This window comes from Sulfuriferula sp. AH1 (genome assembly GCF_002162035.1).
Classification (GTDB): Bacteria; Pseudomonadota; Gammaproteobacteria; order Burkholderiales; family Sulfuriferulaceae; genus Sulfuriferula.
Window position 1 is genome coordinate 1 of the sequence record NZ_CP021139.1, and the last position, 18,456, is coordinate 18,456.

The following is an 18,456-nucleotide window of genomic DNA, read 5'->3' on the forward strand; positions in this document are numbered from 1 at the left end:
GCCGAAACTGTCTTGCGTGGTGACAGCTTCACGACCTGGCCAGCTCCTTTTTGTCGCCAACCGCTGGCCGGGCCATCGCGCATACGCGCTTCACTTGGCTTTGACTGCACCCGGCCAGCTTCGCGGTTTCCGCGATACTCTTGCCGCCTTCGCGCAAGGCCACGATGCGGGCATGGGTGGCGGTATCGGTCTTGCGGCCGGCATACCGGCCCGCAGCCTTCGCCAGCTCAATGCCTTGGCGCTGGCGTTCTCGCCTGTCCTCGTAGTCGTCGCGGGCCATTTGCAGGGCCAGTTTCAAAAGCATGTCCTGCACGGACTCCAAGACGATGCGGGGCACACCCTGCGCTTCGGCCGCCAGTTCCTCCAGGTCGATGATGCCCGGCACCGACAGCCGGGCACCCTTGGCGCGTATCGAGGCCACAAGCCTTTCAGCTTCGGCCAAGGGTAGGCGGCTGATGCGGTCGATTTTCTCGGCCACCACGATTTCGCCGGGTTGCAGATCGTCAATCATGCGCAGCAGTTCGGGCCGGTCAGCGCGTGCCCCTGATGCTTTTTCCCGATAGATGCCGGCGACGTAGTACCCGGCCGCCCTTGCGGCCTGCGCGATGCCTTCCTGTCGCTCCAAATCCTGCGCTTCGGTGCTTACTCGCATATAGATGCGGGCAACCTTGACCGGCGCGGCCGGGCTGGCCGCCTTCCTCTTTGTCGTCATGTCATGGCCTTTTTGGGTATAGCTAACTTGGCCTAGCGTAGCAGACCCGGCCAATAACTCAAAGGCCAATCTAAATGTCATTTTCAGAAGACGATTGCACACAATGTCAAAAGTCGGCTGCACGGTCTTTTCTGATGCTGGGGATGTTTCAGAAAGCGGAAAATAAAGCACGCTAAGGCGTCTCCGACCTTGCCAAGCTTGTTTCGCCCTGTAGCGACGCAATCAGCGGGCACGAAACATTCCCCTTTCGGGCATGGCAGGCGCACACAAGATTAGACAGGACGGCCTCCATGCGCGCCAGGTCGGCCATCTTTTCGCGCACGTCTTGGAGCTTGTGCTCAGCCAAGCTGCTGGCTTCCTCGCAGTGGGTGCCATCGTCGAGCCGCAACAGCTCGGCAATCTCATCCAGGCTGAAGCCCAGCCGCTGGGCCGACTTTACAAAGCGCACCCGCGTTACATCCGCCGCGCCATAGCGGCGAATGCTGCCGTAAGGCTTGTCCGGTTCCGGCAACAAGCCCTTGCGCTGGTAGAACCGGATGGTCTCTACATTGACCCCGGCCGCCTTGGCAAAAACGCCAATGGTCAGGTTTTCCAAATTCTTTTCCATACCACTTGACTCCGTACATGACTACGGAAGTAAGGTTACGCTATCCAATTCAAATTCGAAAGGACAAGCGCATGTCTGAACCACAAAACGGGCGCGGCGCGCTCTTCGCTGGCGGGCTAGCTGCCATCCTCGCCTCGACCTGCTGCCTCGGGCCGCTGGTTCTGGTTGCCTTGGGCTTCAGCGGGGCATGGATCGGCAACCTGACCGTGCTGGAGCCGTATCGCCCGATTTTCATCGGCGCAGCGCTGGTGGCGTTGTTCTTCGCCTGGCGGCGCATCTACCGCCCTACGCAAGCCTGCAAACCGGGTGAGGTCTGCGCGATTCCCCAAATGCGAGCGACTTACAAGCTCATTTTCTGGGTCGTGGCCGTGCTGGTCCTGGTCGCACTCGGATTTCCCTACGTCATGCCATTTTTCTACTGATCGGAGTTCACCATGAAAACGCAAGTTTCGGCGCAAGCCAAAAAACTGTTTGCCTCCCTCGCCCTCGCCGCCATTGTTGCCCCCGTGTGGGCCGCCACTCAGACCGTCACGCTGTCCGTACCGGGCATGACCTGCTCCGCCTGCCCGATCACCGTCAAGAAGGCGATTTCCAAGGTCGAAGGCGTCAGCAAGGTTGACGTGACCTTCGAGACCCGCGAAGCGGTTGTCACTTTCGATGATGCCAAGACCAGCGTCCAGAAGCTCACCAAAGCAACCACCGATGCGGGCTATCCCTCCAGCGTCAAGCAGTGAACCACTGAACCCGAACCTGGGGCGCTCGGCAGCGTTGTTTCCGCGATGGGTTGCGCCGCGTGCTTTCCGGCCATCGCCAGCTTGGGCGCGGCCATCGGCCTGGGCTTTCTACAGGAATACGAAGGATTGTTCATCTCCAAGCTGCTGCCGCTGTTCGCTGTCGTGGCTTTGCTGGCGAACGCATTGGGCTGGCTCAGTCATCGCCAATGGCACCGCAGTCTGCTCGGCATGATCGGGCCAGCCATCGTGTTCGCCGGAACTGTCTGGCTGCTTGGCAACTGGTGGGCAGCACACCTCGTATACACCGGCCTGGCGCTGATGGTCGGCGTGTCGATCTGGGACTTGGTTTCGCCGGCAAATCGCCGTTGCGGCCCGGACGGTTGCGAACTTCCCACGAAACAAGGCTGACGGCGGGAGCCGGCAGCCAATACAGAAAAGGAACGATTAATGACCACCCTCAAAATTACCGGCATGACCTGCGACTCCTGCGCGGTTCACGTCAAGGAGGCTCTGGAGAAAGTGCCCGGCGTGCAATCGGCGGAGGTTTCCTATGCCAAGGGCAGCGCCAGGCTCGCCATCGAGGCCGGCACATTGCCGGATACGCTGACCGCTGCCGTGGCCGGACTCGGCTATCGGGCTACGCTTGCCGATGCGCCCGTGGCTCCGGCGGGCGGCGGATTGCTCGGCAAGGTGCGCGAATGGCTGGGCAGTGATGACAAGGCTGGCGGGGATAGTGGAAAGCTCCATGTCGCCGTGATCGGCAGCGGCGGGGCCGCAATGGCGGCAGCACTGAAGGCCGTCGAGCAGGGCGCACGCGTCACGCTGATCGAGCGCGGCACGATTGGCGGCACCTGCGTCAATGTCGGCTGCGTGCCGTCGAAGATCATGATCCGCGCCGCCCATATCGCCCACCTGCGCCGGGAAAGCCCGTTCGACAACGGCATCCAAGCGGTAGCGCCGGTCATCCAGCGCACGGCGCTGCTGGCCCAGCAGCAGGCCCGCGTCGATGAACTGCGTCACGCCAAATACGAAGGCATCCTGGAGGGCAACCCGGCCATTACCGTGCTGCATGGCGCTGCCCGCTTCAAAGACAACCGCAACCTGGTCGTGCAACTCAACGGCGGCAGTGAGCGCATGGTGACGTTTGACCGCTGTCTGGTCGCCACCGGCGCGAGTCCGGCCGTGCCGCCGATTCCCGGCCTGAAAGACACCCCTTACTGGACTTCCACTGAGGCACTGGTCAGCGAAACGATCCCTAAGCGCCTGGCCGTAATTGGCTCATCGGTGGTGGCGCTGGAGCTGGCGCAGGCGTTCGCTCGACTCGGAGCGAAGGTGACGATCCTGGCGCGCAGCACGCTGTTCTTCCGCGAAGACCCGGCCATCGGCGAAGCCGTCACGGCCGCGTTCCGTGCCGAAGGCATCGAGGTGAGGGAACACACCCAGGCCAGCCAGGTCGCGTACATCAATGGTGAAAGGGACGGCGAATTCGTGCTCACCACGGCGCACGGCGAACTGCGCGCCGACAAGCTGCTGGTCGCCACCGGCCGTGCACCCAACACGCGCAGCCTGGCACTGGACGTGGCAGGCGTGATGGTGAACAAGCAAGGTGCGATCGTCATCGACCAAGGAATGCACACGAGTAGCTCCAACATCTACGCCGCCGGCGACTGCACCGATCAGCCGCAGTTCGTCTATGTGGCAGCGGCGGCCGGCACCCGTGCCGCGATCAACATGACCGGTGGCGACGCTACCCTGAACCTGACCGCCATGCCGGCCGTGGTGTTCACCGACCCGCAGGTGGCCACCGTGGGCTACAGCGAGGCGGAAGCGCACCACGACGGCATCGAGACCGACAGCCGTACGCTCACGCTGGACAACGTGCCGCGCGCGCTCGCCAACTTCGACACACGCGGCTTCATCAAGCTGGTCGTTGAAGAAGGCAGCGGACGGCTCATCGGCGTGCAGGCGGTTGCACCGGAAGCCGGCGAGCTGATCCAGACGGCGGCCCTGGCCATTCGCAACCGCATGACGGTGCAGGAACTGGCCGACCAGTTGTTCCCCTACCTGACGATGGTCGAGGGCTTGAAGCTCGCGGCGCAGACCTTCAACAAGGATGTGAAGCAGCTTTCCTGCTGCGCCGGGTGAGAAAAAGGAGGTGTTCGATGAACGCCTACACGGTGTCCCGGCTGGCCCTTGATGCCGGGGTGAGCGTGCATATCGTGCGCGACTACCTGCTGCGCGGACTGCTGCGGCCGGTGGCGTGCACGCCAGGCGGCTACGGCCTGTTCGACGAGGCGGCCTTGCAGCGTCTGTGCTTCGTGCGATCCGCCTTCGAAGCGGGCATCGGCCTCGATGCGCTGGCGAGGCTGTGCCGGGCGCTGGATGCAGCGGACGGCGGCGAAGCGGCCACGCAGCTTGCCGTGCTGCGCCAGTTCGTCGAACACCGGCGCGAAGCGTTGGCCGATCTGGAAGCGCAGTTGGCCACCCTGCCGACCGAGCCGGCACAGCACGCGGAGAGTCTGCCATGAACGGCCCGGAACGCCTGCCGACCAAGACACGCAAGCCGTTCACCGGCTACCTGTGGGGCGCGCTGGCCGTGCTCACCTGTCCCTGTCATTTGCCGATTCTCGCCGTTGTGCTGGCCGGAACGACAGCCGGCGCATTCATCGGGGAGCATTGGGGTATTGCAGCCCTCACGCTGACCGGCTTGTTTGCTCTGTCCGTGACGCGGCTACTGCGGGCCTTCCGGGGCGGATCATGACGACCTCGCAGCCCGCCGGATGGACGGCGACCGAGTTGGCGCAGGCGGTTGTGCGCGGGCAGCTTGAGTTGCACTACCAGCCGATAGTCGATCTGCGCAGTGACCAGATTGTCGGTGCGGAAGCCCTGTTGCGCTGGCGGCACCCAAGGCTCGGCTTGTTGCTGCCGGGCCAGTTTCTCCCCTTGGTCGAATCGTCCGGCTTGATGCCTGAAATCGGTGCTTGGGTGCTGGGCGCAGCCTGCCGCCAGATGCGCGAGTGGCGGATGCTGGCATGGCAACCGTTCCGGCTGGCCGTCAATGTTTCGGCGAGCCAAGTGAGACCGGATTTCGACGGATGGGTAAAGGGCGTGCTGGCTGACGCCGAGTTGCCCGCCGAGTCTCTTGAAATCGAGCTGACCGAATCGGTCGCGTTCGGTGATCCGGCGATCTTCCCCGCCCTGGAAGCCTTGCGACAAATCGGTGTGCGCTTCGCCGCCGATGATTTCGGGACGGGGTATTCCTGCCTGCAACACCTGAAGTGCTGCCCGATTACTACGCTCAAGATCGACCAGTCCTTCGTCGCCGGACTCGCCGACGACCACCGCGACCGAACCATCGTGCGCTCCGTCATTCAGCTTGCGCACGGGCTGGGCATGGACGTGGTGGCCGAGGGCGTGGAAACGCCGACCAGTCTCGCACTGTTGCGGCAAGCGGCGTGCGATACGGGACAAGGCTTCCTGTTCGCCAAGCCAATGCCGGCGGCGGCATTCGCCGCCTTTGTCAGTCAATGGAGGGGTGCCACCATGAATGCAAATGATCCGACTGCCACCAGTTGCTGCGTGTGCTGCAAGGAAATCCCGCTCGATGCCGCCTTTACCCCGGAAGGCGTGGAGTACGTCGAGCACTTCTGCGGACTGGAGTGCTATCAGCGCTTCCAGGCACGCGCCAAGGCCGCGACCGAAACCAGCGCCGAACAAAACACTTGCGATTCGCCGCCGTCAGGTTGATGCCGACCGCTCAGATACGGTTGAGTAGTTTCGTCCCATCTGGGCGCAATTCGCCTTTTGGGGAAATGTGTCTGTAGAGCGTCTGCCGCGTGATGCCGAGTTCCTGACAGAGATCGCCGACCTTGGTTTCAGGCTGCCCCATCGCCGCCATCGCCAGCCGCAGCTTGGCGGCGGTCATCTTGAACGGCCGGCCGCCTTTTCGGCCGCGTGCCCGCGCCGATGCCAGACCGGCAATCGTGCGCTCGGCGATCAATTCGCGCTCGAACTCGGCCAGCGCAGCAAAAATGCCGAAGACCAGTTTGCCGGCGGCGGTTGTGGTGTCGATGGCCGCCCCGTGCCCGGTCAGCACCTTCAGGCCGATACCGCGCCCGGTCAGGTCGTGCACGGTATTGATTAGATGCCGCAGGTCGCGCCCGAGCCGATCCAGTTTCCACACGACCAGCGTATCTCCCGGCCGCAATGCCTTCAGGCAGGCCACCAAGCCGGGGCGGTCTTCGCGCTTGCCAGATGCCTGATCTTCGTAGAGATGCACCGGATCGACATCGGCGGCGATCAGCGCGTCGCGCTGCAAATCGGTTGCTTGGGAGCCGTCCGCCTTCGACACCCGCATGTAGCCAATCAGCATCTTGCACCTGTCACATATACGTTCGATTATGTGACAGTGTGCACCGGAAAGTTCTGGTCGTCAAAATTTGTCACTTAACCCGTCATTCTGTCTAAGACATGCAAAGGGTCCATCAGGCACGTAATGTGACAGGAATTCCGGGGGGATGCCTTCCTTTGCGAAGGTGGCGCGCAACTGTTCCAGGGAAGCGGGGTCGCGCCGACCATAGGAAGCCAACGCGAACAGCGAGCGTGCCGTCTCGGGGTCGTGCCGCGCTTCAATGATGGCCTCATCGATGGCCTGGACTGCCCGTTGCCAGTGATCGACGGGTTCGGGCTTCGGCGTTTTCGCCGACAGGCCACTGGTGAAACCGGTTTGGGGTTCGGACCAGAACAGCTTTGCATGCTCGCCCGGCGGGCTTATATCCCTCATCTCAATCAAGCTGATTGCCGTTGCCGCCGCCTCCAGCATCTGCAACCGTACTGCCGGGTTCAGGGTTTCATACGGTCGCCACAGACTTTGCCCAGCACGCAGCGGATGCCCGCAGCCTTCCCAGACTTGGCGGAGATACCCCGCGCAGGTTCCGCACGTCGAAAGCGGGGTGTTCAGCTCATCGAGCAGCGTGCGTAGTAGCCGAAACCACAATCCAGCGTGGATGCGTCGGCGCGGCAGCTCCACATGGCCGGTCGTCAGTGCCTGCCAGGTGCGCCGGTCCATCACCGCAATCGCGTCGCTGGCGGTGCGCGGCGCAGTGTCGGCGTTCTCCCAGCCGAGAAACCGCCCAGGCACGCCCCAATAGGATTCCAGCCAGCAGCCATGCAGCGGGCAGCTCAGCATCAGGGGCAGCTTCCATGCAAGCAGTACGGCTTGGTTTGCCGGGTCGTTCAGACAGAGCGGGCAGGCGCGATGTATCGGCTGGCTGGGCAGCCAGGCACGCCAGCTCGTGATGGATCGCGTCCTACGGCGGAGTTTCGGCAGCAGCACCGAGAGCTGGAACGCATAGGTTTCCAATGCGTCTGGAATCTGATCATCAAGGCTGTCCAGTAGCCAAGGCACCCAGCCGGCGAAACTCATGCAACGCAGCCGGTCCGGCTCGATGCCGCTCCGCTGGGAGAGCATCGCCAGCAGCGCCAGTGGTGGCGCGGTGTCCAGGTCATCAACCTGGCCGTGACCAAGATCGTGCTCCAGCAGCTCGGACACCTCCATGTGATAGCAAAGGGCCACGCGGTTGAGCCACGAAGACAAGGCTTCGCCTTCCCTGGGAGCCGGATGCAGTGGCCAGTGTGGCGCTGGCTTCACATCAGTTCCCGCTCGAATTGCCGCCGCCGCTCGCTGGGACCGGTGTAATCGGCCATGCTGAGCGTGCGATGGTTGATCGCTTCCTCACCGCTCTCCACGGCAGCGACGGCCGCCGCCATCAACAGGTGCGCCAGCTCGCCGATGGTGCCCTCGCTGCGCGTGAGCAGGTAGCGGGCCATATCCAGCGTGGCAATCGACGAGGGTCGCCGCAGCGGGAGCGAAGCCGCGAAGCTGGCCAGCAGTGAGCAGCAATCGTCGTTGGCCTCCCACACCGGCAGCATCATCGGCTCGAAGCGGTTTTCCAACTGGTCGTCCGAGCGGATCGCCAAGTAGGCATCGCGTGTGCCGACCCCGACCAGCGGGATGCGCAGCTCGTTGCCGAGGAAACGCAGCAGGTTGAGGAATTCCCGGCGGTTGACGCTGTTGCCGGCCAGGACGTTGTGCAATTCGTCGATCACCAGCATGCGCACGCCGACCTTGCGTAGCAGTGCCAGCGCCAATTGCTCCATTTCCGGCAGCCGTGGGCGCGGGCGCAATGGCGCGCCCATCGCGGCAAGTAGCGCGACGTAGAAGCGGATTACCGACGGTTCGGATGGCATCTGCACGACCAGTACCGGAATGTGCTCCTGGTCGGCGTCGGAGCTGGCCGGGTGGGTGCGGCGGAATTTCTCGACGATCATCGACTTGCCGTTGTTGGTTGGACCGACCAACAGCAGGTTGGGCATGCGTTGTTTGTTCGGCCACGCATACAGGGCTTCCAGCCGATTCAGCGCCTCGACTGCTCGCGGATAGCCGATCCAGCGGTCAGCGCGAAGGCGATGGATGCGTTCGTCCGCCGGAAGACGGGCCAAGCCCTGGGCCACCGGCATCAGGTGGGACAAGTCGATGATGGGATATTCTTCCACGGCTACCACTCCTCAATCTGGTCGAACGGTTTGGCAGGTGGCTGGTTGTCTGCCTGCGGGTCAGCCATGTCCGCGTCCGGTGGTGGCGTGGTTTTGAAAAGAACTGCCGTTGCCTTGAGATGCTGGCGTCGATCCGCGTCGCGCCGCGCCTTGCGCGTAGCTTTCTGCGCGGTGGACACGATTTCGCGCATCTGGCCGATCATGCGAAACAGCGCCGACTCATCCACCTGTTCGCGCCCTTGCTGCCGCAATTTCGCCAGCGCCTGTCGTTGTTCCCAGAGGGTGACAGCCGGGTGCGACAAGGTGCGGTATGGAATTTCCAGATAGTGCTGCCCCTCCGGCTCCAGCACCCAAATGCGGCTGATGTCGCGCGGGTCGCGCCGGATCAGGAACGCAGGCAAGCGGTCGCGCCGAGCTATCCACGGCTTGAGCGCATCGGCGTAGTAATGGATGTGGTCGATGACGAAGCCGGTGCGGGTCAGCGTGCGGCGGATGATGGGCAGAAAATCGACCAGAAAAGCCGTGGTGCGAGTGATGACGGTTGGCACGCCGGTCCGCGCGATAGCTTCGGCCCAGCGCGCTGCCGGCGGCTGGAGCAGGCCGTTGTGCACGGAGCCGTGGTAGGGGTCGTCTCAGAAAACGGAAAATAAAGCACGTTAAGCTCCAATCTCGCGCAGGTACTGGTACAGCGTTTCTCGGCTGATGCCAAATTCACGGGCCAGCTTTGCCTTTTGCTCGCCGGCTTTGACGCGTTGCAGAAGTTCAGCCGCGCGGTCGGGCGAAAGCGCTTTTTTGCGGCCCCTGTAAGCTCCGCGCTGTTTGGCGAGCGCAATACCTTCTTTCTGTCGCTCACGGATCAACGCCCGCTCGAATTCGGCGAACGCACCCATAACCGACAACATCAAGTTCGCCATCGGTGAGTCCTCGCCAGTGAAGGTCAGGCATTCCTTGACGAACTCGATGCGCACACCGCGCCTGGTCAGCTTTTGCACAAGGCGGCGCAGGTCATCGAGGTTGCGGGCCAAGCGATCCATGCTGTGCACCACTACCGTATCGCCTTCGCGCACGAAGGCCAGCAGTGAGTCAAGCTCGGGGCGCTGGGTGTCCTTGCCCGACGCCTTGTCGGTGAACACCTTTCCGACTTCGACCTGCTCCAGTTGCCGCACCGGGTTTTGGTCGAAGCTACTGACCCGGACGTAGCCGATACGTTGGCCTTGCAAGATGCCTCCAAATAGAAAAGTGTCAGGAAGAAATCTATGGCCTCGCGCAGCTTGTGTCAATAAATTAAGCGATGGAGTCTATCCGGACGTTTTTGGGTAGGCTGTCCTGACGTCAGGTTAGAGCGTAGCCTAATCGGACACGACGACATGATTGCATCATTTCGATAGTTGTAGTATTATTTGATGATGAAAAAGCAAGCCGCAACATCGATCTTCGAATCCCTCTCCTCGGGCCTGCGCTTGGATGTGTTCAGGCTGTTGGTCAAGAAGGGGCCGGGCGGCATGGTGGCAGGCGAGATTGCTAACGCGCTGGACATACCGCCGGCCAACCTTTCATTTCACCTCAAGGCGCTGTCACAAGCTCATCTGGTGACGGTTGAGCAGGAGGGTCGCTTCCAACGTTACCGAGCGGACATCCCGTTAATGTTGGATTTGATTGCGTACCTCACCGAAGAATGCTGTTCGGGTAGCCCCGATCAATGCCTTGAACTGCGTACCGCCTCGAAGTGTTCCGAGGAGTTCTTGCCGCTCCTGTCACCCACTCCAGCGAAAGCGACAACATGAATATTCTGTTTCTTTGTACCGGTAACTCCTGCCGTTCCATCCTGGCGGAAGCGACCTTCAACCACTTGGCTCCGACAGGCTGGAAAGCGATGAGTGCGGGAAGTCAGCCGACCGGGACGGTCCATCCGCGTTCCCTGTCGCTCCTGACACATGAAGGTATCGACACGGGCGAACTGCACAGCAAATCATGGGACAACCTGCCGCTGGCCCCGGATGTGGTCATCACTGTGTGCGCAAATGCTGCCGGGGAAACCTGCCCGGCTTATCTTGGTCCGGTACTGCGTGCGCATTGGGGTGTTGACGATCCCGCTCATGCCACAGGGACCGAAGCGGAAATCGAAGCCGCGTTCACGACGGCCTACCGTATCTTGCGACGTCGCATCGAAGCCTTCCTCGCGCTGCCGTTGGAGCAACTTGTACACGACCGGACACGCTTGAAGGTGGAACTGGATCGGCTTGGAGCGCTTTCAGCGTAGTTTTTATTTGACTGTTATTTCAATACTTGATGGAGGTTTTAAATGAAGAGGATCGAAGTGTTTGACCCATCGCTGTGTTGCAGCACCGGCGTCTGCGGCGTGGATGTTGACCAAGCCCTGGTGACTTTTGCCGCTGATGTCGATTGGGCGAAGCAGAACGGCGCGCACATCGAGCGCTACAACCTGGCACAGCAGCCACAGACGTTTGCCGACAATGCGACCGTCAAAGGATTTTTGCAGCGCTCCGGTCAGGATGCGCTACCACTGATCCTGGTCGATGGTGAAGTGGCTCTCGCAGGACGTTATCCGAAGCGGGCTGAATTGGCCCTCTGGATCGGCATTGATCAACCGGCAGACGCCGCCAAACCGGCGACGGGCGGTTGCTGCTCCGGCCCGCGTGGCTGCTGCTGAACAACATGGAGAAAATGATGATGAAATTCCTGCAAATTCCTCCCCGCTTTCTGTTTTTCACAGGCAAGGGCGGCGTCGGCAAGACCTCGATTGCCTGTGCCACGGCCATTCAGTTGGCCGAAGCCGGAAAGCGTGTCCTCCTGGTCAGTACCGACCCTGCATCCAACGTCGGGCAGGTATTTGGTGTTGATATCGGCAACCGCGTCACACCGATTCCGGCGGTTCCACGTCTTTCTGCTCTGGAAATCGATCCCGAGGCAGCGGCCAGTGCCTATCGGGAGCGCCTGGTCGGCCCGGTCCGCGGTGTGCTTCCTGATGATGTGGTGAAGGGCATCGAAGAATCCTTGTCCGGCGCGTGCACCACCGAAATTGCCGCATTTGACGAGTTCACCGCGCTACTGACCAACGCGGCACTCACAGCCGATTACCAGCATATTGTTTTCGACACCGCACCTACCGGCCACACCATCCGCATGCTGCAACTGCCAGGTGCGTGGAGCGGTTTCCTGGAAGCCGGCAAGGGCGATGCCTCGTGCCTCGGGCCGCTGGCCGGGCTGGAAAAACAGCGTACTCAGTACAAGGCGGCGGTTGAAGCCTTGGCCGATCCGCTGCAAACCCGCCTGGTGCTGGTCGCTCGCGCCCAACAGGCCACTTTGCGCGAAGTGGCGCGCACCCACGAAGAACTGGCCGCCATAGGCCTCAAACAGCAACATCTCGTCATCAACGGCATCCTGCCGCACATCGAAGCCGCTACCGACCCACTCGCCGCTGCAATCCACGAACGGGAACAAACGGCGCTGAAGAACATCCCGGCTACGTTGACTGCGCTTCCGCGTGATCATGTAGAACTCAAGCCCTTCAATCTCGTCGGCCTCGACGCGCTGCGGCAGTTGCTGACCGACCTGCCACCACAAGCCCCCGCCGCCGTTGCGTCCCCGATCGAACTCGACGAGCCCGGCGTGGCCGACCTGATCGACGGCATCGCGGCGGATGGTCACGGGCTGGTCATGTTGATGGGCAAAGGGGGCGTAGGCAAGACGACGCTCGCTGCCGCCATCGCCGTCGAACTCGCTGATCGGGGCTTGCCGGTACATCTGACCACGTCGGATCCGGCAGCCCATCTGGGCGAAACCCTGGCCGCCTCGCTCGACAACCTTACTGTGAGCCGGATCGATCCACATGCCGAGACCGAGCGCTATCGCCAGCATGTGCTCGAAACCAAAGGCAAGGATCTCGATGCCGAAGGCCGTGCCATGCTGGAAGAAGACCTGCGCTCGCCCTGCACGGAAGAGATTGCGGTCTTCCAGGCGTTCTCGCGCGTCATCCGCGAGGCCGGTAAAAAGTTCGTCGTGATGGACACGGCGCCGACCGGGCATACCTTGCTCCTGCTCGACGCGACGGGCGCATACCACCGCGAAGTGACGCGGCAGGCGGGCAAGAGCGGCATGAGCTTCACAACGCCGATGATGCAATTGCAGGACCCGAAGCAAACCAAGGTACTCGTCGTCACGCTGGCGGAAACGACGCCGGTACTGGAGGCTACCCACCTGCAAGCCGATTTGCGCCGCGCCGGGATCGAGCCGTGGGCATGGATCGTCAATTCCAGCGTGGCGGCAGCTTCGGCCAAGTCGCCGTTACTGCGTCAGCGTGCGGCCAACGAGCTACGCGAAATCAGCGCCGTGGCCAATCAGCACGCGGACCGTCACGCGGTTGTCCCGCTTCTGAAGGAAGAACCGATCGGCGCAGAACGACTGCGTGCGCTTGTCAAGGTGAATGTCAAATGATGCCTTCTACAATTACACCTGCATTCCCCGTAGCAGGAGAATTTCACATCAGCCTGCGCGTAGCCGATCTCGGCCGCAGCAATAGCTTTTACAGTGCCTTCTTCGGCGTCTCGCCCAAGCACAGTACAGAACGGTACAGCACCTTTATCGTGCCGCATCTGCGGCTCAACTTCGTTTTGCTGGTCAATGACCGGGGCGAGGCGCTCGACAACTACAGCCTCTACCACCTCGGCCTGGGCGTAGCTGTCAAAGCCGAGGTGATCGCCGCCCATCACGCGGCCGTGGCGGCGGGCGCCGAAATCGTCAAACCGCCGCGCACCACTTGGCACGGCACGCCCATGCACGAGTTGTGGCTGCGCGACCCCAGCGGTTACCTCATCGAGATTTACGCCCTCCTGACCGATGAAGAACTCGCAGAAATGCCTGCGGACAAAGAGCCTGTATTCCTGCTCGATGGGCAAACCGAGCAACCTGAGCACCAAACCAAGGAGATCGACCATGTTGATCCGGAATTACATGACGCCCGATCCGGTAACCATTCAACCTGAAACACCGGTTGAGGACATCGCGAGGCTGCTGCTTGCCCATCGCATCAACGGCGTTCCGGTGGTCGACGACGCTGCTCGGCTGATCGGCGTTGTGACTGCGGAGGACTTGATTCACCGGGGAGCGGACGAACGGCTTGAACCCCGCGAATCGATTTGGAAGGAGAATTTCTGGGTTTCCTTTCTTGGCCCAAAGGGTACGCAGCGCGACCAGGCCGAGGGGCGTACTGCCGCAGAGGTAATGACCACGGAAGTGCATAGCGTCGCGCCTGCCATGCATCCCTCCGTTGCAGCCCGGCTGATGGTGGAGCATCAATTAACGTCCCTTCCTGTCGTGGAGGATGGGAAAGTGATCGGCGTCATCTCCCGGATTGACCTCTTGAGCCTTCTTAAAGAACTCGAAAACCCCCTGAAAAGAGAGAATTGACGTGATTGCCGCCCTTCTGATTTTTCTTGCCACTATCGTCCTAGTGATCTGGCAGCCGCGCGGGCTGGGCATTGGCTGGAGTGCAACGCTTGGCGCTGTCGTGGCGCTACTGTCCGGCGTCGTTCACCTCGGCGACATTCCTGTCGTCTGGCAGATTGTCTGGAACGCCACAGCCACATTCATTGCCATCATCATCATTAGCCTGTTGCTCGACGAGGCAGGGTTTTTCGAATGGGCAGCCTTGCACGTCGCACGCTGGGGCGGAGGGAAAGGACGTCTGCTGTTTGCGCTGATCATCTTGCTGGGTGCAGCCGTCGCCGCGCTTTTTGCCAACGATGGCGCAGCGCTGATTCTCACGCCAATCGTCATGGCCATGTTGTTGGCACTGGGGTTCAGTCCGGCGGCAACGCTCGCGTTCGTCATGGCGGCAGGGTTCATCGCAGATGCCGCCAGCCTGCCACTTGTCGTATCCAACCTGGTCAACATCGTCTCTGCCGACTTTTTCAATATCGGGTTCAATGACTACGCTGCGGTGATGGTTCCAGTGAATATTGTCGCCATCATTGCCTCTCTGGCCGTGCTGTCGATCTATTTCCGCCGCAGCATCCCCGCACGCTACGACGTGAATCAGTTGAAACAGCCGAATGAGGCCATTCGCGATGTGGCTACGTTTCGTTTCGGCTGGGTGGTTCTGGCCCTGCTGCTGGTCGGATTCTTCGGCCTTGAGCCGCTAGGCGTGCCGGTTAGCGCCGTGGCTGCCGCAGGCGCCCTGCTGTTGCTCGTCGTCGCTGCGCGCGGGCATGTCATCAGCACCCGCAAGGTGATCCGTGAAGCGCCTTGGCAAATTGTCGTTTTCTCGCTGGGAATGTATCTCGTGGTTTATGGGCTGCGTAACCAAGGACTGACGGAACATATCGCAAGGCTGCTGGATTACTTCGCACAAGGCGGTGTATGGGGCGCCGCCTTTGGCACTGGCTTCCTCACAGCGCTGCTGTCCTCTGCCATGAACAACATGCCGACGGTACTGGTGGGCGCCCTGTCCATTGATGCCACAAGCGCAACGGGTGTGGTGAAGGACGCGATGATCTACGCCAATGTGATCGGTAGTGACCTGGGGCCAAAGGTCACCCCGATCGGCTCGCTGGCGACGTTGCTTTGGCTGCATGTGCTGGCGCGCAAAGGAATGACAATCACATGGGGGTATTACTTCAAGGTGGGCGTTGTGCTAACCGTCCCCGTGCTCGCGGCGACCCTGGCAGCGCTGGCACTGCGCCTGAGTCTCACTTGATGCGCGCGGAGCGCTGTTTGCAGACATACAGTATTGGAGTGAAGAAGGGTGAGCGGCTTGGCGTATGGCTATTCTCTTGAGTGCGGTCATCGGGATACCGCTCTATATCCGCGCCTTTTTTTAGCGGAACTGGACTTACTCGGCCACAGAAAGAAAAAGTGCATCCATGCCACGCCGTTCGATCCTGTCCGCCGCCGAGCGTGACAACCTGCTGGCATTGCCGGACGCCAAGGAAGAGCTGATCCGTCACTACACGTTCAGCGACACCGATCTGTCCATCATTAGGCAGAGGCGCGGCCCGGCCAACCGCCTGGGCTTCGCGGTGCAGCTCTGCTATCTGCGCTTTCCCGGCGTCATCCTTGACGCCGATGAACCGCCGTTTCCGCCCTTGCTGAAACTGGTCGCTGACCAGCTCAAGATTGGCATCGAAAGCTGGGGTGAATATGGGCAGCGGGAGCAGACCCGGCGCGAGCACCTAGTCGAGCTGCAAACGGTGTTCGGCTTCCAGCCGTTCTCCATGAGCCACTACCGGCAGGCTGTCCAGTTGCTGACCGAGTTCGCCATGCAGACCGACAAGGGCATTGTGCTGGCCAGCGCCTTGATCGAGCATCTGCGGCGGCAGTTGGTCATTTTGCCTGCCCTCAATGCCGTCGAGCGGGCGAGCGCGGAAGCGATCACCCGCGCCAACCGGCGCATCTACGACGCCTTGGCCGAACCACTGTCGGACGTGCATCGCCGCCGCCTCGACGATCTGCTCAAGCGCCGGGACAACGGCAAGACGACCTGGCTGGCCTGGCTGCGCCAATCACCGGCCAAACCGAACTCCCGCCACATGCTCGAACACATCGACCGCCTCAAAGTCTGGCAGGCCCTCGATCTACCTGTTGGCATCGAGCGACTGGTTCATCAGAACCGGCTGCTCAAGATTGCCCGCGAGGGCGGCCAGATGACGCCCGCCGACCTGGCCAAGTTCGAGCCGCAACGGCGCTACGCCACCCTCGTGGCGCTGGCCATCGAGGGCATGGCCACCGTCACCGACGAAATCATCGACCTGCACGACCGCATCCTGGGCAAGCTGTTCAACGCCGCCAAAAACAAGCATCAGCAACAATTCCAGGCATCGGGCAAGGCGATCAACGCCAAGGTGCGACTGTATGGACGCATCGGTCAGGCGCTGATCGACGCCAAGCAATCAGGCAGCGACCCGTTTGCCGCCATTGAGGCGGTCATGTCCTGGGACGCCTTCGCCGAGAGCGTCACCGAGGCGCAGAAGCTGGCACAGCCCGATGACTTCGATTTCCTGCACCGTATCGGCGAGAGCTACGCCACCTTGCGCCGCTACGCGCCGGAATTCCTTGCCGTGCTCAAGCTGCGGGCCGCGCCCGCCGCCAAGGACGTGCTCGATGCCATCGAGGTGTTGCGCGGCATGAATACCGACAACGCCCGCAAGGTGCCGACCGATGCGCCGACCGGCTTCATCAAGCCACGCTGGCAGAAGCTGGTGATGACCGATGCCGGTATAGACCGGCGATACTACGAACTGTGCGCGCTGTCCGAGTTGAAGAACTCCCTGCGCTCGGGCGACATCTGGGTGCAAGGGTCACGCCAGTTCAAGGACTTCGAGGATTACCTGGTGCCACCGGCGAAGTTCGCCAGGCTCAAACAGTCCAGCGAGTTGCCGCTGGCCGTGGCCACCGACTGCGACCAGTACCTGCACGAGCGGCTGACGCTGCTGGAAACGCAGCTTGCCATCGTCAACCGCATGGCGGCGGCAAACAACCTGCCTGATGCCATCATCACCGAGTCGGGCCTGAAGATCACGCCGCTGGATGCGGCGGTACCCGACACTGCGCAGGCGTTGATCGACCAGACGGCCATGATCCTGCCGCACGTCAAGATCACCGAACTGCTGATCGAAGTGGATGAGTGGACGGGCTTCACCCAGCACTTCACGCACCTGAAATCGGGCGATCTGGCCAAGGACAAAAATCTGCTGTTGACCACTATTCTGGCCGACGCGATCAACTTGGGCCTGACCAAGATGGCCGAGTCGTGCCCTGGCATGACCTACGCTAAGCTGGCGTGGCTGCAAGCCTGGCACGTCCGTGACGAAACCTATGGGGCGGCGCTGGCCGAGCTGGTCAACGCGCAGTTCCGGCATCCCTTCGCCGGGCAGTGGGGCGACGGCACCACGTCATCATCGGACGGCCAGAACTTCCGCACCGGCAGCAAGGCGGAGAGTACCGGCCACGTCAACCCGAAATACGGCAGCAGCCCAGGACGGACGTTCTACACCCACATCTCCGACCAGTACGCGCCGTTCCACACGAAGGTCGTGAACGTCGGCGTGCGCGACTCGACCTACGTGCTCGACGGCCTGCTGTACCACGAGTCCGATCTGCGCATCGAGGAGCACTACACCGACACGGCGGGCTTCACCGATCACGTCTTCGCGCTGATGCACCTACTAGGCTTCCGCTTCGCGCCGCGCATCCGCGACCTGGGCGACACCAAGCTCTATATTCCCAAGGGTGAAACCGCCTATGACGCGCTCAAGCCGATGATCGGCGGCACGCTCAATATCAAGCACGTCCGCGCCCATTGGGATGAAATCCTCCGGCTGGCCACGTCGATCAAGCAAGGCACGGTGACGGCCTCGCTGATGCTCAGGAAACTCGGCAGCTACCCGCGCCAGAACGGCTTGGCCGTCGCCCTGCGCGAGCTGGGCCGCATCGAGCGCACGCTGTTCATCCTGCACTGGCTGCAAAGCGTCGAACTGCGCCGCCGCGTGCATGCCGGACTGAACAAGGGTGAGGCGCGCAACGCGCTGGCCCGCGCCGTGTTCTTCAACCGCCTGGGCGAAATCCGCGACCGCAGCTTTGAGCAGCAGCGCTACCGGGCCAGCGGCCTTAACCTGGTGACGGCAGCCATCGTTCTGTGGAATACGGTTTATCTGGAACGGGCCGCGAATGCCCTGCGTGGCCACGGCAAGCCCGTTGATGACTCTCTATTGCAGTATCTGTCGCCGCTGGGTTGGGAGCACATCAACCTGACTGGCGATTACCTCTGGCGCAGCAACGCCAAGATCGGCGCGGGCAAGTTCAGGCCGCTACGGCCGCTGCAGCCAGCTTAA

Annotated in this window: 20 protein-coding genes and 2 pseudogenes; 15 read left to right on the forward strand and 7 right to left on the reverse strand. The window is 61.9% G+C overall.

Going from position 1 to position 18,456, the window contains the following annotated elements:
- Positions 1-28: 28 nt before the first annotated feature.
- Positions 29-712, reverse strand: coding sequence for a recombinase family protein (locus CAP31_RS14485; protein WP_087448440.1), 684 nt, complete (start codon positions 710-712; stop codon positions 29-31).
- Between the two features lie 172 nt (positions 713-884).
- Positions 885-1,319, reverse strand: coding sequence for an Hg(II)-responsive transcriptional regulator (gene merR / locus CAP31_RS14490; protein ID WP_010791752.1), 435 nt, complete (start codon positions 1,317-1,319; stop codon positions 885-887).
- 71 nt (positions 1,320-1,390) lie between these two features.
- Between merR and merT the strand changes: the two genes are divergently transcribed.
- The 7 genes and pseudogenes from merT (at position 1,391) to CAP31_RS14525 (ending at position 5,800) form a co-directional block, all read left to right on the forward strand.
- A complete protein-coding gene (gene merT / locus CAP31_RS14495; protein WP_010791753.1) occupies positions 1,391-1,741 on the forward strand; it encodes a mercuric ion transporter MerT in 351 nt (116 codons plus the stop codon).
- Positions 1,742-1,753: 12 nt separating this feature from the next.
- Positions 1,754-2,053 carry a mercury resistance system periplasmic binding protein MerP gene (merP, locus tag CAP31_RS14500; protein ID WP_010791754.1) on the forward strand — a complete coding sequence of 100 codons (300 nt, stop codon included), beginning with the start codon at positions 1,754-1,756 and terminating at the stop codon, positions 2,051-2,053.
- A gap of 18 nt (positions 2,054-2,071) precedes the next feature.
- Positions 2,072-2,461, forward strand: a pseudogene (gene merC, locus CAP31_RS14505) (organomercurial transporter MerC); the annotation flags it as partial.
- 39 nt (positions 2,462-2,500) lie between these two features.
- A complete protein-coding gene (merA, locus tag CAP31_RS14510) occupies positions 2,501-4,198 on the forward strand; it encodes a mercury(II) reductase (RefSeq protein WP_010791755.1) in 1,698 nt (565 codons plus the stop codon).
- A gap of 17 nt (positions 4,199-4,215) precedes the next feature.
- Positions 4,216-4,581 (forward strand): mercury resistance co-regulator MerD, encoded by a 366-nt coding sequence (gene merD, locus CAP31_RS14515; protein ID WP_003124452.1) that lies wholly within the window; start codon positions 4,216-4,218, stop codon positions 4,579-4,581.
- Positions 4,578-4,814 (forward strand): broad-spectrum mercury transporter MerE, encoded by a 237-nt coding sequence (gene merE / locus CAP31_RS14520; protein ID WP_003124451.1) that lies wholly within the window; start codon positions 4,578-4,580, stop codon positions 4,812-4,814. The genes merD and merE overlap by 4 nt, the downstream gene beginning before the upstream one ends.
- A complete protein-coding gene (locus CAP31_RS14525; RefSeq protein WP_010791756.1) occupies positions 4,811-5,800 on the forward strand; it encodes a DUF3330 domain-containing protein in 990 nt (329 codons plus the stop codon). The genes merE and CAP31_RS14525 overlap by 4 nt, the downstream gene beginning before the upstream one ends.
- A gap of 10 nt (positions 5,801-5,810) precedes the next feature.
- Here the strand turns inward: CAP31_RS14525 and CAP31_RS14530 are convergent, their stop codons facing one another.
- The 5 genes and pseudogenes from CAP31_RS14530 to CAP31_RS14550 all read right to left on the reverse strand — a co-directional run bounded on the left by CAP31_RS14530 (position 5,811) and on the right by CAP31_RS14550 (position 9,828).
- Positions 5,811-6,425, reverse strand: a complete 615-nt coding sequence (locus CAP31_RS14530; protein WP_003119931.1) for a recombinase family protein — start codon at positions 6,423-6,425, stop codon at positions 5,811-5,813.
- Positions 6,426-6,485: 60 nt separating this feature from the next.
- Positions 6,486-7,703 carry a TniQ family protein gene (locus tag CAP31_RS14535; protein WP_000801210.1) on the reverse strand — a complete coding sequence of 406 codons (1,218 nt, stop codon included), beginning with the start codon at positions 7,701-7,703 and terminating at the stop codon, positions 6,486-6,488.
- Positions 7,700-8,608 carry a TniB family NTP-binding protein gene (locus tag CAP31_RS14540; RefSeq protein ID WP_000393453.1) on the reverse strand — a complete coding sequence of 303 codons (909 nt, stop codon included), beginning with the start codon at positions 8,606-8,608 and terminating at the stop codon, positions 7,700-7,702. The genes CAP31_RS14535 and CAP31_RS14540 overlap by 4 nt, the downstream gene beginning before the upstream one ends.
- Before the next feature lie 2 nt (positions 8,609-8,610).
- Positions 8,611-9,231 (reverse strand): annotated as a pseudogene (locus CAP31_RS14545) (Mu transposase C-terminal domain-containing protein); the annotation flags it as partial.
- A 33-nt stretch (positions 9,232-9,264) separates the two neighbouring features.
- Positions 9,265-9,828: a recombinase family protein gene (locus tag CAP31_RS14550; RefSeq protein WP_037465819.1), complete on the reverse strand. Its 564-nt coding sequence runs from the start codon at positions 9,826-9,828 to the stop codon at positions 9,265-9,267.
- Positions 9,829-10,014: 186 nt separating this feature from the next.
- Between CAP31_RS14550 and CAP31_RS14555 the strand changes: the two genes are divergently transcribed.
- The 8 genes from CAP31_RS14555 (at position 10,015) to CAP31_RS14590 (ending at position 18,456) form a co-directional block, all read left to right on the forward strand.
- Positions 10,015-10,392 (forward strand): helix-turn-helix transcriptional regulator, encoded by a 378-nt coding sequence (locus CAP31_RS14555; protein ID WP_034694147.1) that lies wholly within the window; start codon positions 10,015-10,017, stop codon positions 10,390-10,392.
- Positions 10,389-10,868 (forward strand): arsenate reductase ArsC, encoded by a 480-nt coding sequence (locus CAP31_RS14560; protein WP_087448416.1) that lies wholly within the window; start codon positions 10,389-10,391, stop codon positions 10,866-10,868. The genes CAP31_RS14555 and CAP31_RS14560 overlap by 4 nt, the downstream gene beginning before the upstream one ends.
- A gap of 42 nt (positions 10,869-10,910) precedes the next feature.
- Complete coding sequence (gene arsD, locus CAP31_RS14565) at positions 10,911-11,279, forward strand: arsenite efflux transporter metallochaperone ArsD (protein WP_087448417.1); 369 nt, start codon at positions 10,911-10,913, stop codon at positions 11,277-11,279.
- 20 nt (positions 11,280-11,299) lie between these two features.
- Positions 11,300-13,063, forward strand: coding sequence for an arsenical pump-driving ATPase (gene arsA / locus CAP31_RS14570; protein ID WP_189836688.1), 1,764 nt, complete (start codon positions 11,300-11,302; stop codon positions 13,061-13,063).
- Positions 13,060-13,611: a VOC family protein gene (locus tag CAP31_RS14575; RefSeq protein ID WP_223247458.1), complete on the forward strand. Its 552-nt coding sequence runs from the start codon at positions 13,060-13,062 to the stop codon at positions 13,609-13,611. The genes arsA and CAP31_RS14575 overlap by 4 nt, the downstream gene beginning before the upstream one ends.
- Positions 13,562-14,035 carry a CBS domain-containing protein gene (locus tag CAP31_RS14580; protein ID WP_087448418.1) on the forward strand — a complete coding sequence of 158 codons (474 nt, stop codon included), beginning with the start codon at positions 13,562-13,564 and terminating at the stop codon, positions 14,033-14,035. Before CAP31_RS14575 ends, CAP31_RS14580 begins: the two co-directional genes overlap by 50 nt.
- A gap of 1 nt (position 14,036) precedes the next feature.
- Positions 14,037-15,323, forward strand: coding sequence for an arsenic transporter (locus tag CAP31_RS14585; RefSeq protein ID WP_087448419.1), 1,287 nt, complete (start codon positions 14,037-14,039; stop codon positions 15,321-15,323).
- Between the two features lie 166 nt (positions 15,324-15,489).
- A complete protein-coding gene (locus CAP31_RS14590; RefSeq protein WP_087448420.1) occupies positions 15,490-18,456 on the forward strand; it encodes a Tn3 family transposase in 2,967 nt (988 codons plus the stop codon).

Excerpts from the sequence above, each read along its gene's own strand:
- CAP31_RS14485 (WP_087448440.1), bottom strand. The coding sequence starts at position 712 with ATGACGACAAAGAGGAAGGCGGCCAGCCCGGCCGCGCCGGTCAAGGTT.
- merR (WP_010791752.1), bottom strand. The coding sequence starts at position 1,319 with ATGGAAAAGAATTTGGAAAACCTGACCATTGGCGTTTTTGCCAAGGCG.
- merT (WP_010791753.1), top strand. The coding sequence starts at position 1,391 with ATGTCTGAACCACAAAACGGGCGCGGCGCGCTCTTCGCTGGCGGGCTA.
- merP (WP_010791754.1), top strand. The coding sequence starts at position 1,754 with ATGAAAACGCAAGTTTCGGCGCAAGCCAAAAAACTGTTTGCCTCCCTC.
- merA (WP_010791755.1), top strand. The coding sequence starts at position 2,501 with ATGACCACCCTCAAAATTACCGGCATGACCTGCGACTCCTGCGCGGTT.
- merD (WP_003124452.1), top strand. The coding sequence starts at position 4,216 with ATGAACGCCTACACGGTGTCCCGGCTGGCCCTTGATGCCGGGGTGAGC.
- merE (WP_003124451.1), top strand. The coding sequence starts at position 4,578 with ATGAACGGCCCGGAACGCCTGCCGACCAAGACACGCAAGCCGTTCACC.
- CAP31_RS14525 (WP_010791756.1), top strand. The coding sequence starts at position 4,811 with ATGACGACCTCGCAGCCCGCCGGATGGACGGCGACCGAGTTGGCGCAG.
- CAP31_RS14530 (WP_003119931.1), bottom strand. The coding sequence starts at position 6,425 with ATGCTGATTGGCTACATGCGGGTGTCGAAGGCGGACGGCTCCCAAGCA.
- CAP31_RS14555 (WP_034694147.1), top strand. The coding sequence starts at position 10,015 with ATGAAAAAGCAAGCCGCAACATCGATCTTCGAATCCCTCTCCTCGGGC.
- CAP31_RS14560 (WP_087448416.1), top strand. The coding sequence starts at position 10,389 with ATGAATATTCTGTTTCTTTGTACCGGTAACTCCTGCCGTTCCATCCTG.
- arsD (WP_087448417.1), top strand. The coding sequence starts at position 10,911 with ATGAAGAGGATCGAAGTGTTTGACCCATCGCTGTGTTGCAGCACCGGC.
- arsA (WP_189836688.1), top strand. The coding sequence starts at position 11,300 with ATGAAATTCCTGCAAATTCCTCCCCGCTTTCTGTTTTTCACAGGCAAG.
- CAP31_RS14575 (WP_223247458.1), top strand. The coding sequence starts at position 13,060 with ATGATGCCTTCTACAATTACACCTGCATTCCCCGTAGCAGGAGAATTT.
- CAP31_RS14580 (WP_087448418.1), top strand. The coding sequence starts at position 13,562 with ATGTTGATCCGGAATTACATGACGCCCGATCCGGTAACCATTCAACCT.
- CAP31_RS14590 (WP_087448420.1), top strand. The coding sequence starts at position 15,490 with ATGCCACGCCGTTCGATCCTGTCCGCCGCCGAGCGTGACAACCTGCTG.